Origin of the sequence: Haloferax denitrificans ATCC 35960 (assembly GCF_000337795.1) — an archaeon.
In the GTDB taxonomy this organism is placed as follows: domain Archaea; phylum Halobacteriota; class Halobacteria; order Halobacteriales; family Haloferacaceae; genus Haloferax; species Haloferax denitrificans.
In genome coordinates, this window is the sequence record NZ_AOLP01000002.1 from 75,792 (window position 1) to 91,369 (window position 15,578).

Below are 15,578 nucleotides of genomic sequence, written 5' to 3' on the forward strand. Positions count from 1 at the left end.
CGGTGAGCCGTCTACTCCACCCTCGACAGAGTTCAAGCCAGGTGTCTTTCTGTGACACACTCCATAACTTGTCTCAGTCCGACGGAATTCTATTGTGACCGATACACCATGGATTTGAGCGATGGACGTTCAGAGGCGCTTTCTGCCCTCAGAGAGGCAGTCTGTTCTGACTCGGATCTCGAATTCGTGGTCACATTCGGCTCACAGACTACGGGTGAGGCGACGACGACGTCTGATCTCGACATCGCAGTCAAGTTTGCGGACAGCCTTTCTGCCCGCGACCGATTTGAGAAGTAGTGTTTCTTATCGGGTGATCTTCAGTGGGAGGATGCGCCGTTCGTTGATCTCTCGGATATTGAGACGCTCCCGCTAGATGTTGCACACGATGCAGTCAGCGGTTCGTTCGTCTGCGGTGATGAGCAGGTGTTCGAACAGTTCAAGACAGAGACTGAAGCACAGTTCGCCGAACAGCGGGACGACCTTCGGCGTCAGCGGCACGCGGTAATCGACCACATTGCGGAGGAGGGACTCCGTGGCTGACGAGCGAGCTGTCTCAATTTGGATGTACCTGTATTATCCAACTGCATCGAATATGAGACACGTGGTGAAGTCGTGATGCGACTTGAATTCAGAACGGCCTCGAACCTTAGGTTTCGATGCATCTCTCTCGTCGAACGACTATCTCTTATGGATTAGTTCCGGTCTCGCACGTGCAAACGCCGCCTACTCTTATCTGGTTGGTGACGTGCTTGTGGACACTCTTGGCAAGTTGTTGCATCGCTTCTGCTTGTCGCTGCGTTGGGCGACGTCCGCCGTAGTAACTGTCAGTTCGGTTAGTATCGTACAAGTGCCGAAGGTCGCGTGTTGTGTCCCGAGACAGAAGCCCTAGATCAGATGCACGATCGTAGCAGGTGGTATGGTCGTGGAAGTCATTGAGCTCGCTCGTTCCTTCGGCTAATGCAAACGCTTCGATAGACCGTTCGGTTGCACCGAAACACAACTCAATCGTCGCAGTGTAGAACCCTTGATCAGCGATTTGATCAACAGCTGCAAGCAATCGGCAGGCCTTCGTGAGCTGTGTTTTCCAATCGTCGTCCGGGTCGATCCCGTCTTCGCGTGCTGGGACACCAAACCCCTCCTCGTTGAACGCGTCAGTTGCCGCGTTGAGTGCGTCGGTTATGGCTCGTGGATCGGATCTTTTACTCATCGAGCTCACCGTGGAAGACCATCTTTCGGACTGTTTCAAACTTCTCGGAGTCGTAGACAACAAGCCCACCACGAAGTACTTCTCGCAGTTCCTCAGTATAGTTCGGAATCGCAGGCAAGGACTCGACGTCGATATCGTATGCGTACCGGCCTGTTTCGAATTGCCGCTCTTCGAGATCCTGTCGTACACGGTTTGCCGTTCGCTGGTTCGCCATTCGATCTTCCTCAACGAGTACCCATAGGTCAATATCACTTAGCCGGTCTGCGTTTCCTCGTGCGACACTCCCGTAGAGGAGGATGCCAATGACACCGTCGAGATTCTCGACTAATTCGTTGGTTGCAGTGCGGACAGGTGGCTGGAATTCTGATTGGGGAATCTGAAGAAACAAGTCGTCCGGTCGTGACAACCGGGCTCGGTTGACGTGTACAAGCCGCGTGTTTCCTTCACGGCGGTCGATTACAAGGTTGTTTGCAGTCAATACGTCCACCGCCTTGGAAATACTTGGCTGGGAGTAATCTACAGCGTCAGCTAATTCAGTGATAGAAAACGAGTCAGCGTGATAACGTGATAAAAACAGAAGCACTTCGTGGACTGCTTGGCTTTTGAATAAATTCGCGTCTTGTGCTGGAATATCGAGTGATATACTTGTCCCCTCTCTATGGGGAGTATTCGTGCTACTTTGCATACTAAAGAGTAAGCTCGTCCACTTACTTATACTTTATATAAAAATAGAGTATCTGTTCAAGTAGTATGCTTAGTTGAACTTGTCCGGGTAGCCTCGCTTATCCTGATATGTGAGGGCATATACTGCTAGTGAATTTCCACTTCTGAATGCTAGGTCACACATCCTTCAACATAATGAGTAGTACAATCTTTCCACATTCAATAACTCCTCTCCCTCGAAAGTTCGGTTGACGTGCTCGGCTCGCTTCTTATTATATCAAATCCCGACGTCCCTCTTCTCACACTGACTTAACTAGGTTGGCGCCTGTCATCCAATAATGTCTTGTACCCGCTATTAACAGTTAAACCGAATGCGTAACGAAACTCTCTATGAATTCCGCTATACTCTAGCTTTGCTATTACTAATCCCGCCTGCATATGCCTACTGTCTGGACATGGACCTCTCAGTGGTCGGGACATCGATTTTCTCGACCTTGTCTGCGATTCAGGCTTCAATCTTTGCAATCGTCTTTTCGGTGGTTATTCTGGGTGTTCAGTTGTCTACCTCTCAATATTCACCTCGTCTCCCTGACCTTTTTCGCTCGGATAAGGTCTACCAGCGAACAGTCGGAATATTCGCAGTTTCGATCGGCGTTAGTCTTCTCGGTTTGTTTCTTTCTGGGCATGTAGGTGATTTTTTGATTGAGCTCTGGACGTACCTATCCGGTATTTTGGCCATCGTCGCATTCGTTTCGCTCTTCGACTTTGTCGACCGAACGCTTGAGCAGAGTACTCCAGAGGGCATTCTGAATCGGCTTGATGATGATCTGAATGCACCCCAGATTATCGAACAGGCAGAAGCGGCAAGTGATGACCACAGTGAGCCGGACCCGTTTCTTGTCCTAATGTCCGTCATCAATTCGCAAATCAATGAGCGCGACGCTGCAGCTGTCTATCTGGGATTGGATATCATCAGCCGGCGGGTGAGCGAACTTCTAGAAGACTGCTCTGGAGATATGCTCAAAGAGGATACGCCTGTTGGCGACTCGTTTGAGGAACTCTGTACTAATCGACTCACGAACACTTGCGAGACCGCTGTTGCGACTGAATTAGAGGAGGGGTCGAATGAGATCATTAAAACACTGAAGACTATTGGCCAGGCTGGTGTTGATGAATCGTTGGATCGACCAGTTCTCCTCACTGTGCAAGGGCTCTCGAATCTTGTTCTTGATTTGAACTTCGACGGTATTGATGAACGAGTGCGGGGGGAAGCGATTGAGTCATCGAAAGATGTGTTAGAAAGTGCTGCTGAGGCCGGTTTGTGGGAGGGAACTGGAAAAGCGACACGTTTCCTGGGGTGGCAGATGGCGAACTCAGTCCACGTTCGGGATGAGAATCAAAACTATGACCGTAGGTACACGAGCGCAGTCATCAACTACTTACCTGGGGTTTTGCGTGAACTCGTCGACTCAACGGCTGATGCGATTAACGACGATAGCACGAATTGGGGATCATCCTACCCGGGGGGTGCTCATGATTCATATTCGGAGGCTCGGTCTATTCAAGCAGTCTATATTTCGGTAGCCGAACTCACAGCTTCATTTCTCCGCTATGAATTGAGAACTGGCGTGAATTTCCCTGACTGGGGATATATCGGATACGGTTGGGTCAAGGCTGTTTCGGAGCTCGCTGATAGTGAATTGGACTCGTTCAGACAGATGTGGATTGCCACCATTCTCTATCTCGAATACCTCTCGAACGAGACTCCGGATGGCATCATGGAGGATTTCAATCCAATGTTACGCAACGAGACTTCAGACAGTGAGGTCATCGCCGTGATTGAACAGCTCCTAGCGCAGGAGATTGACCCCACTCAGTGGATCAATTTCAGACAGACAGTTGACCCGATTGAGATACCCCAGACCGGATATCGATACGAATTTGATATCGATTCAGATGAGTCATTCGAGGACTGGCTCAGTCACCGTCAGGATGTTTTGGCAGCAGGTCTTGGTGGAGGATTTGTCGATAAGTCTGAGTTCGCAGAAATACTTGAGGATGGAATTGATTCAAATAAGCAGGATACTACGGGGGATGAAGATTCGTAACTCTCTCTCATCGGTTCTGGGTTTTTGACCGATGGCTTACCAATCACTGAGTTAACCGTTTGAAACGGTATTGCGTTATTGTCGCTCCTGGAGATACTCGGTCCGTTCGTGAACTTTCCGCTCGAAGTCGACGAGCCACTCCTCGAACGGCACATCCTCCTGATCACTGTTGAGGAACTGTGAAAAGAATCCCTTATCGGTGTCAGCCGAAGTAGGGTCAATGGTCCGAACAGAGATATTTTGTCCCTCTGGTCGTTCGTCTGCTTTCAAGAGTTCGAAGGCCCTATCAACGATGGCCGGATCGTAGTCCAGTCTGAGACGACCAAGGTTGTTCGTCCACATACCTAGGCGACCATTTTCGAGCTTGTCGACACGATAGGCAAGTTGGAGCGTCGTAACACAGCACAACGTGGCAAGGTCATCGATTCCAGCGTCAGCAGCAATTTCTGTAATCCGCTTCCAGCCATCGTCGATCGAGCCTTCAACAAACGGATATTCATCTTCTGAGACCCGATACCGCAGAACCGTCTCTGTGAAGCTAGCATATTCCCGCCAGAAGTGTCGAAGTGGCTCCGCTTCATCGGGAAGCGTCCACTTTCGACCCTCTGTAGGCGAGATCCAATTGATATCCTGGTCTCGTACGTCGTCGGCGTATCTATCAACGAGGACTTCGAATATCTCAGCAGTCTCCCGGCTATAATAGTCCCCGACGAGTCGATGCGTGACGTTAGCGTCCGGCCGCCGTCGGAGGAGAACTACCATTTGATGATCCAGATGATGCGATACCGCCAAGAACGTCGTATATTCAGCATCGCCGGCTGTGGCTTTTGTCAGTTCGAGTAGCGACTCTTTGGCTGGGCTGCGAAGCCGATTCCCCTCCCACGTTAAGGGGGCTGCATCAAACGCGTCTCCAAGTCCCTCAGCGGCGTCTTCGGTGACGTTCGTAAAGCCCCGATCGAGTCCATCGAGAGCGATTGCCTCGACGTCGCCAATCGCATCCGAAATTAAATCGTATTGCTCGTGTGTGTATGCTTGCTCCAGAATCGGTGAGACATACTCCGTGAGTATCTCGGTCGAAACGACCGTTGCATACTGGGCGGCGTCCTCGTCAGAATACTTGTTCTCAAGGTACCCGAAGCTCCGAATAAGTACCGTTCGAAGTCCGTTGATCCCCTGTTCTGCTGTTTGGTATTCGCCCAACTCGATCGCCCGAGCAATAGTTCGGTAAAGCGGATGAATCGGGTGCACCCCGATCTTTTGGAACTCCGTAACGGTCGCTGGAAGGTATTCATTGGGTGCAAGTTCCCGTTCGACCAACACGGCGATGAGTTCGTCGGGCGAGCTGCGCTGTATCATCAATAGAATAAATCGATAGAGCGCAAGCGTCGAGACAGCGGCAAGTGCAAATGCTATACCGACTGCTGCGTTCGTCAGGCGGGTGTTCTGTGCAGGGAGCAGATAGACAACGAGCAAGTTGAACGCAATCGCGCCGACAAACAGAGCAAATGTCGTCCGGAAAAGCGGCTCCTTGACGAATAGTGAAGTGAGACGGGCGGAATACCTCGTCACAACAAGCTGCAAGGCGACAACTGTAACCGAGAAGACGATTGCCAAGACCGAAGCTTCGGCCGTTGTCAATGTCGTCAGCAGTGCCCTGATGTTCTCGTTTTCGACAGGCAGATTGAGGAACACCGCCAACGTCGCAAACACCGCAGCTGTAGCAACTGTGAGGGCAGTATATCGAACGATTAGATTACGGGTCCACTCTCGGGACAATTTCCACCAACTCCGGTCATTCATACACTTGTTCTCATAGTGACATCCTAACTGACTTTACATAAGTACTGGATTTTGCTCTTTTCCCCGCCAAAAAGACCGCCTGCCTAACAATTGTTGCGCGAAGAGGGTGGTCGCTCACGACTAAGATAGAGTTGAAGTTGGTTCATAAGGACGAACTGTTAGCTACGTTCTCCGAAGAGCCAAACCTCGAGTGAACCAGGGTCTTTTCCTTCCTCAATAAGCTCTTGACCCTTCTCGAAAAGCGTAACCAGTGCGTGTTCGTCTTCGTCCAGTTCTTGACGGTCGAGACTTTCAAGCCGGTGCTCTACCTCTGCAATGTCAATAAAGGGATCAATATCCGTTGGGTCAAGATACTTTACGGTCTGTTTAGGTGCACCGACCGTACCATGTCGGCCTTCCTTGACAAAGATACGGATCAGAGTAAATAGACCCTTTTTGTCTTCTATGAGTTCTTCAGCCCACTGGGTAGGCGTCTCCGAGCCCGCCCACTCAACCCAACGAGTGAGAACCAAGGATAGGTTTGGGGTTTCCAGAAGAGTATTTTCAGACGTTCTTTCCTCAATCAGAGAGACGACGTCTTGTTTCAGCACCTCGAGTTGGTCTCTATCCAGTTTCCTGCTTTCCGTTTTGATTGCATCGCTGCCGTACTCCCCATGTTCCTGAAGTAGTATTCCAAGCAGGTACGTGGCAAAGTATGGAGAGTCTCCCTGTTGAATCGAGTGGCGCAGTAGTTCGAAATTTCTCTCTTTGGATCGGTCGTCAAGTAGTTCGAATGTAAGGCGGAGAAGATGACCTCGATTTCCGTCGTCGAAAGTATTCCGAGCCGGGTCTGTATCAATCAGTTCGTCTCCCACTAGGTGGAAACTCTTCACAACCTCCTCCTCATTTCTGACCGTGTCCATATAGTTAGAAAACTGGCTCAGAAATGTATGAGCCAGAGACCGGTCAGAGTCTGTTTCCCGGGTCGTAAGCTCGTGAAGTCTATCCCCAAACTCATCTGCATCGTCGGTAAGTTCGAGAGTAGCTTCAATTTCCCCGATAGGGAGCTCGCCTTTCGGAATTGTTTGTCGAAAGTAGTACGGGAACACGTCAGGATGGCAGACTCGTCTTCGTTTTCGATATGTGGCGTTGGTTCTGGAAAACGCGAGACCAAGTGTGAGGCTCCCAGTTTTTACTTTCGGAAATAGATATCTGAGGAGGACTTGCAGCGGCTCACTATTATGGTCGTCTTCGTTTAGGTGCTCCCAGAGTTCAGAGTAATCTTCATCCTCTGCGTTCCCGCTAGAATAGATGTCGGCTGTATATCGAACTGGATCGCTACGAATCTTCTCAAAGGCCGGTGTGTGGAAGATTTGAAGCGCTTCTAAGCCGACAATGTCGATGAAGTTTGCGTCGCGCCCCAATGCTTGATACGAGGTGTCTACTGCGTTGGCCAACCTGATCACGTCTCTCGGTGTCTGAATTAGCGGTTGGATCCCTCGCGTGTAGACTGTCTGCCAAGTGCTTTCGTCGAAGATCACATCGTCGTCTTGAACGATGCTCTCCAATCGTTCAGTAAAGAAGTGATTCAACGAATCCTCTGCAGGGATTGGAACACGCTGTGGCAACTGAATAATCTTATTCAGATACTCTCGCCCGTTTCCAACACCTTGCTCTCTGTCCAGCGCCTCAATCACTACTTCTTGATCGAATGCCAGTATGTAGGTGATGTTCGGGAAATCGGCGACAGCCTTCACAAGACGGAACATCTGTCGAATCTCAGATTCAGTTAGGCGATCGATGTCGTCGATAAATACGACGATTTGTTGGTCTAGGTCTCTGAGGGCGTCCGAGATCTCATCTTTCAGTCCCTCTAAATCCGGAGTTTCGGACTGAATTGTATCCGAGAACCATGCAAGGAATTTACCAGATGGTATCCCAGTTATTGTGGAAAGGGGAACTCGGGAGAGACCGTCAGCTAGTTTCGAAAGGTTATCGCGTATTTCATCGTATTCGCCACCCGTATCTAAGCCTGCACCGAGCTGAGAGAAGAATTTCTCAATGAGATCAGACTGGCCGGAGAACCACCATGGGTTGAAGCGGGTGACGAGAGGTGGGTTCTCTTTCTGATTTAATTCGTGTTCCACGAAATTGAGGATAGTGCTCTTACCAGACCCCCATTGACCGTATATCCCGATGATGAATTCGTTGGAGGGGATACGTGAATGGATAGTGTTTGCAAGATTCTCTGCGAAGTCGCCGTAACCGAGCTGGTCGTGGTTCGGGCTTTCCAATGCGGAGTCAGCCCGTAGCTCTGATTCCCTTGACGGCATCTAACACCTCACAGAGGGTGGGAGATTATAGTACTGTGGGAGGGAGTCTACCCTGGACGCGAACAGTCGAAGGTCACCGAGAACATTCACGCGACGATCGATTCGACACCGAACAGTTCGCGGGGTGTCAGACGTGGCTAAATAAATTATGGTGGTGTTGTGAATCGAAGCCCGAAGTGACGTGTACGGTTCTAAGTCTTGCGGGGTAGAATGCGACACATGAAGAAGTGTCGTAAGTGCGGGTCAACAGGAGCAACCGAATCGGCCAGGTACTGCCACGAGTGTGGGAGCGAACTCGTCGACGAGGACGAACAGTTTATTCGAGGGATAGGAAATGGCTTCCTCAGCCGTGCAGACTGGGTGTGTATCGTGGAGTGCATCAATGGCGAGCGGGGTGCACCACCGGAACGGTACCACACCCGGCTTGACGAGAAGATACGACATTCGCTGACTGACTTTGCCATACTCTACCACTGGGAAGACTTCGATCCCTCATCTGCGTTCAAATCGATGGCTCGCAGCAAAGATGGATCAACAGATGACGAACTCACAGAGGCAGTGATCCTCATGAAATCCTTCGCTCTACTGTACAGTGGATTGGGACGGAGGGCGTACGAGCTGGTCAGCGAGTTAGCGATTGAGACGGTAGAGGAACTCTCTGTCGACGACGTCGATGTGACAATTACCATCTCCAGTAGCAAAACTACGTAACCAGAAGGAGAACCGCTGGAGGCCATACCCAATTCGAGCAGCCATGTGACTCTCCGTCGTAATCAGTTGTTATTGTCACATAGCAGTGAATGTCGTGCTTCATAGCCAACAAACAGCGATACATAGAGCCGATGGTCTGTAATATCTATCTCAGAAACACAGGCGGATAATGACCTATCAATATTATTACTACGATATCCACACCCCCGGGTGTCGATTGTAAAAACTTGGAATATGCTGCTTTGAGGGTACTCAAACTATCGGTTAAAATCGTCTGCGGCCGTGTTGGTTGTGCTACACTAGTTGATTGACGTCATTTGTAGCGGGGAGATTAGTCAAACGCACTAGAACAATATCTAAATTCCATATAGCAGAGGCAGTAGGTGTGGTGTGTTTCGGATTTGCAGGTCGATACAGTTACTTTCGACAGGTGGGGTGTGACTGCACGGTTTCCACACTCCTACCCCCGCATTTCCGACGTTCTTGTGAGAGAGTGAATTAAACCTGTAGTGGGGTGACTGCGGTCCTACCAAATTCAAAACTGAAAGTGCTGATATTAACCAGTCGCGTTCTCATAATCCGTCCATACGTGGCTGAGAGCACTCGATAAGCCATCTTGTCACTCGTTACGAGGGGAGAGTGTGTCTCCAGATCGCGGTCACCGTGAAGAGTTAGCGAGAAATCGCTTGGCAGCTGACCGAAGCTTTGATGAGTCCATTTCGTCGAATGCGCTGTCCTCCTCCAACGTCTCGATTACGGCCTCAACAGGTTCAGTAAACGTGAATTGGAGATAGACACCGCGTTTAAACCCTCCACTGGTTCGGTCACTTTCGAGCACGCCATACGTGCCTGCTTTGTTGATGTGACTGTTGACTGTTTCCTGCGTATAGACGTCTCGCGAAGAGTGGTTACAGAGGGCTTGGTAGATCTTGTAGATTGCAGGACTCGGGGCAGCACCACCGTTGACGTCGGCAACAATCGCTGCGGCATACAGAGAGAGCTTCTTTTGGACGGTCATTCCGTCCACAATCTCGAGTACACGATTCTTTAGCACGGAGTCGTTGGCACGGTGAACATGCTCGGCTGTGACGACTGAGTCTCCATTTTGATTTGCGAGTTCTCCTGCGTCTCTGAGGAGGTCAATCGAGCGGCGTGCGTCACCCTCATTCTTGGCTCCATACGCGGCGACAAGCTCGATAACGCCTTCGTCGAGTGCGTCTTCTTTGAATGCATCACGGCGTCGCGTGAGAATCTCGATGAGTTCGTCTGCGTCGTAATCAGAGAAGTGGATGCCAGTCGGATTGTACGAGCTGTCCGTTCGGCTGTCGACGTTCTCGCGGAACTTCGGATGATTGGTGATAACGACCGTAGAGATGAGCGTATCGACGTGCTGTTCGGCCATAACGCGACTCAAGCTATACAGAAGGCGAGAATACGCAGGTTCTGTATCGGCGTTACGCCCGGTGAGAGCATCGATCTCATCGAGAATGAACACGAGCGACTCGAAGTGTTCGTCGACGATTTCGTAGAGACGCACGTACTTCGCGTCCGTGGACACACCTTTGCGTGGAATCTCCCACGCAACTCCTGCTTTCTTCGCGGTCTGGTGGCCAAGTTTCCAGACAGCGCGATCAAGCGTGTGCGACTCCATCGTTTTGAAATTCACAGAAACGAAATCGAAATTAATTCCATTCTGCTCCGCTCGATCTTTGACCTTCTCCGCGACGGCTTTCACGGTGAGGCTCTTTCCGGTTCCACTTGGCCCATAGAGAAGAAGATCTGGTGGGCGTTCGCCATCAAGGGTGTCTCGGAATGCACGAGCTTCAGCAGCCAATTGCTCATCACGGCCATAGATGCGGTCGTGGTCCACGATTGTATTCGGGTCGACCAGCTGCTTGTTCTGGAAGACCGTCTTGCTTTCGCCGTCAAGGATGTCGTCGACGATCGAGGTCCCTGAGTTTTGAATTTGGTCTCCACCACCCTCATCCCCCGTCGTAGGGTCGTTTGGATTCATTCTTTTCAGCATGTCTGGACTGGACTGTAATAACCTTTGTCGAAATGAAAGGGGCTGGTTCGAAATGAATGTACCGTATTCGGAATGAACCTCGACTGAGGTCGCGATCAGATGATCTGGAGGTTGTCACTCACACCGTATTCGAAATGATCTGTGCTGGGTCAAGCAATGATACTCTCTATTTTCGGTTTAGATGGCAACCTGTGAATCGAAGATCGAGATTTTGCACACCACATTCGAAATGAATTCTCTCTACCGAGACTTGAATCGACTGAAAACCAAGTTAAGACGGCATTGAACATAGTGATGACGCGAAAATTCATTTCGAATACGGTGTCTGAGGGTACAACTAATAGGCCTCAATTTGGGTGGATTTCATTTCGAATACGGTGTGGGAAACACACTTTATTTTGATACCCTCGCTTAGTAGAAAAGTGAGGGTGTGGTTTTCAGTCTGCTCTGACAAGTCTAAATTAATTTGCGGAATACACGACCTATGGGTACCGACGCGCTCGAAACCAGTACCAGCATTATTTTGAGAATGGTGTGTTCTAAACTTGGTTTAGTAGTATTGCGTCCCACATTGAAGTTTGTTCAAATTGATTATCCCCCATCGCTATATCCAGGCATCTCCAGAAGAGCGGAAAGACGCACTCAAACGAATGGGGAGAGGTAGTCCGCTCAATTTTGGTCATACTATCCAATTCCAGGAATTTCTGTGCAGAAAACATATATTGCCGTAATTAGAGCACTTGAACAATGCCTATAGATATCGATTCGGATGCTTGGTCGAACGGATCAAGCATTGATTTCATTGAAATAGAAATAGACAACCTGTTCCGAAACAACTTGGACAAAGCGTTTACTGCGTCAGAAATCACGAAATGGCTGTTAGAAGAGACGCCCCAGGTTTTCCCGCAGAAGTTGCTTGCCTCATCTGATAATGCAGAATGGGCTCGGCTTGCCTTAGTCACAAGCCGGTTAGAGAAGAAGGTCTGGTACAACCACGCCGAAGTCCGTTCTATCGACGGTGATCTGTACTATACGTCTACTAGTGGTGGCCATTACCCCATTGCGGATCTTGAGGACAAGATTCCGAGAAAATTCGATGAACTGGAAAACAAGATCAATAACGAATCCGAGAGCCTCAAAGAACGGATAGACCATATTGAATACCGGATTCAGGAAGAAATCGGATATCTGTAATCGCCGATATCTATAGAGAGCGGAAGACAGCAAAAAGTCTGTGAGAATTTTCCCGGGGACATGTCCATCACCAATTTTTCGGCGTGAAGATCCCGTTTGGTACTTCAAGGTCCACATTGAGTGAACCATCCTCCACAGTCACTTTCACACGGCCATGCTGTCGAGTGGAGTATACCTCAGTGCTATCTGCACATACGCGACGGTAATCTGAATGAGCGTCGGTATCCGGCTTCTTGCCGACGCTTATTATCACGTAATCCGGGTCGATAGCCTCTACGGCGGGTTCGTAGAAGCTACTCTGCCTTCCGTGGTGTGGGGCTTTGAGGACTCTAACGTCGCTCAAATCGTCTTTACAGTATTCAAGAACATCTTTCCATCCTTCTTCTTTGATATCTCCAGGGAGCAATACCGACCCTGCTTCAGTTTTCACCTTTAGTACGTAGCTAAGATTGTTGTAATCGGGATTCGACTTATCCGATGCTTCTTGATTTTTCTGCATGACAAACGCTGGAGATGGATGGATGATTTCGATATTATCTTTTCCCCAATGGCTAACATTCGTGCCTCGGGTTGGGTGGATATTTTTATGGTCAGTCTCTCCGTCGCGAATAGACTGGTAGTACATCCAATCTTCTGGGTCAAACCTTGTGGGCCACTCGTCGTTATAACTTAGTGACTTATTATGGAAAGTGTCCAAGAGAACTTTGAACCCGACCTCAGTCCCCAGTCGCTCAATACCGGAAAGGTGGTCCATATCCGGGTGAGTAGAAATAAAACGCCAAACCTCTTCGTTCCTCTTCAGAACCTCATTCTGCAGATACTCTACAGGGTCGTTGAGATATTTTCTAGCGTAGTCTTCATCAGAAATTTGCGTCTCTGAACTGAGGAATCTCCGGAGATAGTACTGTAATCCTGCAACAGACTCGTTTCGGTCTTTCCAATCGTTGATGTCAATAACAGAGATACGTCCGTGTGGAGATTCATTATCGTCCGGATGACGGATGATGGTACAGTCACCGTGATCCACATTGAGAAAGTGCACCTCTAATCTATTTCCTGTTATCATTATATTTACTAGATCGACTTTTGTCACTTAGTTGTATGTAATTCAATCAGAGTGAATCAATCACATGGACAATATGTGTTTTCACTTTCACCATGGTTCGGTCACCCTTATTTGTGTCTGTGAAAGATGCATTTCAAAGAATGATTCCAAATACTCGATTAGATATCCACTTTTTAAATGTGGACCATGGAGATTGTACGATCATCCGTCATCCTGGTGACCAACACAGGTCTAAAGGGAGAATCTCTTTTGTAGATATCAACGATTGGAAAGACAAGAAAGAAAAAGATGTTGCAGGACTATCCGCACTTCTTACCAATGCTTTCGGATCTCTAACGAAATCGCCAATCTCCGAGGAAGAGTACGCACAGGAATATCTCAACGATCCAATTGAATACTTCCAAAACGAAGTTGACGAACGAGATCAAGACGTCTGGAGGTTCATTTCAACCCATCCAGATATGGACCACTTATCGGGCTTTGAACGGCTCTGCGATGAAGTTGGTATCTCTGGAATCTGGGACACAAAACACGACAAATCTCTTGACCTAGACGGATACTGGCCACCCCAGTACGACTCCAGTGACTGGGCTAAGTATCAAGAGATCTGCTCGGGGGATACAGACCACTTCCATATGCAACCAACTCGTGGAGATAAAAGGCAGTACTGGGAAGACGATAATATTGATATACTCCATCCAACCCCAGAGTTTGTCGAACAAGTCAACCAAGAGAACGAGGGCCAGGAACAGAACGAGTTCAACAATATCAGTCTGGTATTGAAGATCAACACGAGAGCTGGTGGTATTCTGCTCCCTGGAGATGCTGAAGAAGAAGCATGGGAAGAAATTCTCAAGTACCATAACGAAGACGTCTTAGAAGACGTAGCCGTCCTCAAGGCATCACACCACGGACGAAAGGACGGATTTCACGCACCAGCAGTAGAGGCAATGGACCCAGAGTATGTTATCTTGAGTGTCGGAAACAAGCCTTCGACCGACGCCCATCAAGACTATCGTCGAGTCTGCAGTGACGATTGTGACGTGATTTCGACGCGGCAGTACGGGAGAATTAGAGTGACGTGTGGAGAGCGCGGTTCTCTAAACGTATTTAAGGAATATCCTGACGGAATCTTCGATCTACCCGGGGACGCATAATGGCTGTTGCCCGTACTCTTCGTTCATTAGAGCTTTACGACGTCTTGGCAAATCTTATTCCTGGTTCGATACTGCTTCTCTCGGTTGGTGTGGTAATTGAGATTGAAAGATATTTCGAATTGTCTAATATAGCTGTTGCTGCAGCAATTTTTGCAGTTTTAGCATTTACATTCGGCCACGTAATTCAAGCATTTGCGAGTTGGTTAAACGGTACCCCGCGCTTGTTTGGGGACGTCATTGACAGTGTCCGGTTCGGTGGCCCAGAGGAGATATCTATCCGAGTTTCCCACGTAGAAAGAATGGCGTGGCCATTGTTGCAGCGACGATTCTGTCTACCGTCTGATTTCGAAGACAATGGGACACTGTTCCGACTCTTGCTCAGTTACATCGAGACAACGCCCGCTACCAGATCTCTCAGATTCCAAGCAATACATTCTTTCCACCGAAGTATGTCGGCGGCTTGGGTCTTGGTAATTGCCATGGTTCCAGCGTCATTATTGCTCGATTCATGTGGTCTAGTTGAGGCTCGCTCCATTCCAATTCTATCGGCACTCGTATTGGGCAGTGCAGTTTTTGCCCTGGTTTTCAACAACCGCAAGAAGAAATTCAACAAATTATTCATTCAATATGCACTTGCGGATCTCTACATGGACCAAACAGGAGAGGCACGTGGCCTGAAGGGAGGTGAAGGCTCGTAAGAATTGGGCGTCAAGGACGCTTGTGACAAGGGCAGATATGGACCGCTTTGCAGCCTTACTCAAAGACCAACCAACTCAGGCAAACGCGCCAATTCTCGCGCTCGCGGCACTAGTTGAGTCCAAGAACGAGGCCGAGTTTTCGAGCAACGAGATTTACGAGGTCAACAGGTACATCACAAACCAACTGGACATGGATACACTCTCGCAGCGCCGAATGAATGACCTGCTTAACGAAGCCGTGTTTCTCGATATTCTTGGACGGACCGAACGCGTTGTCGGGAGGGGTCGGAGACGAGGCGTCACTCCCTACCTCTACCACCTACTCGAAGACTCAGATATCGTCCAGGCGGTCATCCTCCGGGATTCACGATTCGAGCCGCTTGGTGGGCAACCATTGATTCCCTGAAAGCGTCCCTGTCGCCTGATTTTACATTCGACGCATGAGGTGTGGGCTGCCGTAATTCCGCCAGACACGTTCCAGACAATAGACAGGTTGATTAGTAAGTTGACCAATTGGAAACTGCTGTTGTCAGAGGCCCCCCTCCCAAGCGAGTCCACGGTTCGGTCGTCCGCTGACGCCCTCCAACTTCCGTAAGTGAACGTCTATATGGTTCACACGGAGCCGTTTTGACCGTG

Annotated in this window: 12 protein-coding genes and 1 pseudogene; 7 read left to right on the forward strand and 6 right to left on the reverse strand. The window is 49.4% G+C overall.

Features of this window, described 5'->3' with window-relative positions; translation table 11 throughout:
• The first annotated feature begins 108 nt into the window (after nucleotides 1-108).
• A pseudogene (locus C438_RS20210) lies at nucleotides 109-540 on the forward strand (nucleotidyltransferase domain-containing protein).
• Between the two features lie 145 nt (nucleotides 541-685).
• On the opposite strand, the gene C438_RS20215 reads toward C438_RS20210, so the two are convergent.
• Nucleotides 686-1,207: a DNA-binding protein gene (locus C438_RS20215; protein ID WP_083899928.1), complete on the reverse strand. Its 522-nt coding sequence runs from the start codon at nucleotides 1,205-1,207 to the stop codon at nucleotides 686-688.
• Nucleotides 1,200-1,892: a nucleotidyltransferase domain-containing protein gene (locus C438_RS19900; RefSeq protein WP_004967670.1), complete on the reverse strand. Its 693-nt coding sequence runs from the start codon at nucleotides 1,890-1,892 to the stop codon at nucleotides 1,200-1,202. Before C438_RS19900 ends, C438_RS20215 begins: the two co-directional genes overlap by 8 nt.
• Before the next feature lie 349 nt (nucleotides 1,893-2,241).
• On the opposite strand from C438_RS19900, the gene C438_RS02500 reads away from it, so the two are divergent.
• The gene (locus tag C438_RS02500; RefSeq protein WP_239640630.1) at nucleotides 2,242-3,978 is read left to right on the forward strand and encodes a DUF2254 family protein; all 1,737 of its coding nucleotides are present in this window, start codon (nucleotides 2,242-2,244) and stop codon (nucleotides 3,976-3,978) included.
• A 75-nt stretch (nucleotides 3,979-4,053) separates the two neighbouring features.
• On the opposite strand, the gene C438_RS02505 is transcribed toward C438_RS02500, so the two are convergent.
• Together C438_RS02505 and C438_RS02510 are read right to left on the reverse strand one after the other, a co-directional pair.
• Entirely contained in the window at nucleotides 4,054-5,778 is a 1,725-nt protein-coding gene (locus C438_RS02505) for a DUF2254 family protein (RefSeq protein ID WP_275039872.1), read from the reverse strand.
• Between the two features lie 158 nt (nucleotides 5,779-5,936).
• Complete coding sequence (locus C438_RS02510) at nucleotides 5,937-8,090, reverse strand: KAP family P-loop NTPase fold protein (RefSeq protein WP_004967673.1); 2,154 nt, start codon at nucleotides 8,088-8,090, stop codon at nucleotides 5,937-5,939.
• A gap of 219 nt (nucleotides 8,091-8,309) precedes the next feature.
• On the opposite strand from C438_RS02510, the gene C438_RS02515 reads away from it, so the two are divergent.
• Nucleotides 8,310-8,801, forward strand: a complete 492-nt coding sequence (locus tag C438_RS02515) for a hypothetical protein (protein WP_004967674.1) — start codon at nucleotides 8,310-8,312, stop codon at nucleotides 8,799-8,801.
• Between the two features lie 658 nt (nucleotides 8,802-9,459).
• Here C438_RS02515 and C438_RS02520 read toward each other — a convergent pair.
• Nucleotides 9,460-10,815: a Cdc6/Cdc18 family protein gene (locus C438_RS02520; protein ID WP_004967675.1), complete on the reverse strand. Its 1,356-nt coding sequence runs from the start codon at nucleotides 10,813-10,815 to the stop codon at nucleotides 9,460-9,462.
• 759 nt (nucleotides 10,816-11,574) lie between these two features.
• Between C438_RS02520 and C438_RS02525 the strand changes: the two genes are divergently transcribed.
• On the forward strand, nucleotides 11,575-12,021 hold the full coding sequence (locus tag C438_RS02525) for a hypothetical protein (RefSeq protein WP_004967676.1): 447 nt from the start codon (nucleotides 11,575-11,577) through the stop codon (nucleotides 12,019-12,021).
• 67 nt (nucleotides 12,022-12,088) lie between these two features.
• Here C438_RS02525 and C438_RS18825 read toward each other — a convergent pair whose 3' ends face one another.
• Nucleotides 12,089-13,087, reverse strand: a complete 999-nt coding sequence (locus C438_RS18825; RefSeq protein WP_004967677.1) for a ComEC/Rec2 family competence protein — start codon at nucleotides 13,085-13,087, stop codon at nucleotides 12,089-12,091.
• Between the two features lie 140 nt (nucleotides 13,088-13,227).
• On the opposite strand from C438_RS18825, the gene C438_RS18830 reads away from it, so the two are divergent.
• From C438_RS18830 to C438_RS02545, 3 genes are read left to right on the forward strand one after another with little or no spacing between them, the layout of a single operon-like run.
• On the forward strand, nucleotides 13,228-14,244 hold the full coding sequence (locus C438_RS18830; RefSeq protein ID WP_083899921.1) for a ComEC/Rec2 family competence protein: 1,017 nt from the start codon (nucleotides 13,228-13,230) through the stop codon (nucleotides 14,242-14,244).
• Complete coding sequence (locus C438_RS19265) at nucleotides 14,244-14,942, forward strand: hypothetical protein (RefSeq protein ID WP_152421733.1); 699 nt, start codon at nucleotides 14,244-14,246, stop codon at nucleotides 14,940-14,942. Before C438_RS18830 ends, C438_RS19265 begins: the two co-directional genes overlap by 1 nt.
• Before the next feature lie 37 nt (nucleotides 14,943-14,979).
• The gene (locus C438_RS02545; protein WP_004967679.1) at nucleotides 14,980-15,348 is read left to right on the forward strand and encodes an orc1/cdc6 family replication initiation protein; all 369 of its coding nucleotides are present in this window, start codon (nucleotides 14,980-14,982) and stop codon (nucleotides 15,346-15,348) included.
• Nucleotides 15,349-15,578 lie beyond the last annotated feature (230 nt).

Coding starts and splice junctions, on each gene's coding strand:
- C438_RS20215 (WP_083899928.1), bottom strand. CDS start 1,207: ATGAGTAAAAGATCCGATCCACGAGCCATAACCGACGCACTCAACGCG.
- C438_RS19900 (WP_004967670.1), bottom strand. CDS start 1,892: ATGCAAAGTAGCACGAATACTCCCCATAGAGAGGGGACAAGTATATCA.
- C438_RS02500 (WP_239640630.1), top strand. CDS start 2,242: ATGCGTAACGAAACTCTCTATGAATTCCGCTATACTCTAGCTTTGCTA.
- C438_RS02505 (WP_275039872.1), bottom strand. CDS start 5,778: ATGAATGACCGGAGTTGGTGGAAATTGTCCCGAGAGTGGACCCGTAAT.
- C438_RS02510 (WP_004967673.1), bottom strand. CDS start 8,090: ATGCCGTCAAGGGAATCAGAGCTACGGGCTGACTCCGCATTGGAAAGC.
- C438_RS02515 (WP_004967674.1), top strand. CDS start 8,310: ATGAAGAAGTGTCGTAAGTGCGGGTCAACAGGAGCAACCGAATCGGCC.
- C438_RS02520 (WP_004967675.1), bottom strand. CDS start 10,815: ATGAATCCAAACGACCCTACGACGGGGGATGAGGGTGGTGGAGACCAA.
- C438_RS02525 (WP_004967676.1), top strand. CDS start 11,575: ATGCCTATAGATATCGATTCGGATGCTTGGTCGAACGGATCAAGCATT.
- C438_RS18825 (WP_004967677.1), bottom strand. CDS start 13,087: ATGATAACAGGAAATAGATTAGAGGTGCACTTTCTCAATGTGGATCAC.
- C438_RS18830 (WP_083899921.1), top strand. CDS start 13,228: ATGATTCCAAATACTCGATTAGATATCCACTTTTTAAATGTGGACCAT.
- C438_RS19265 (WP_152421733.1), top strand. CDS start 14,244: ATGGCTGTTGCCCGTACTCTTCGTTCATTAGAGCTTTACGACGTCTTG.
- C438_RS02545 (WP_004967679.1), top strand. CDS start 14,980: ATGGACCGCTTTGCAGCCTTACTCAAAGACCAACCAACTCAGGCAAAC.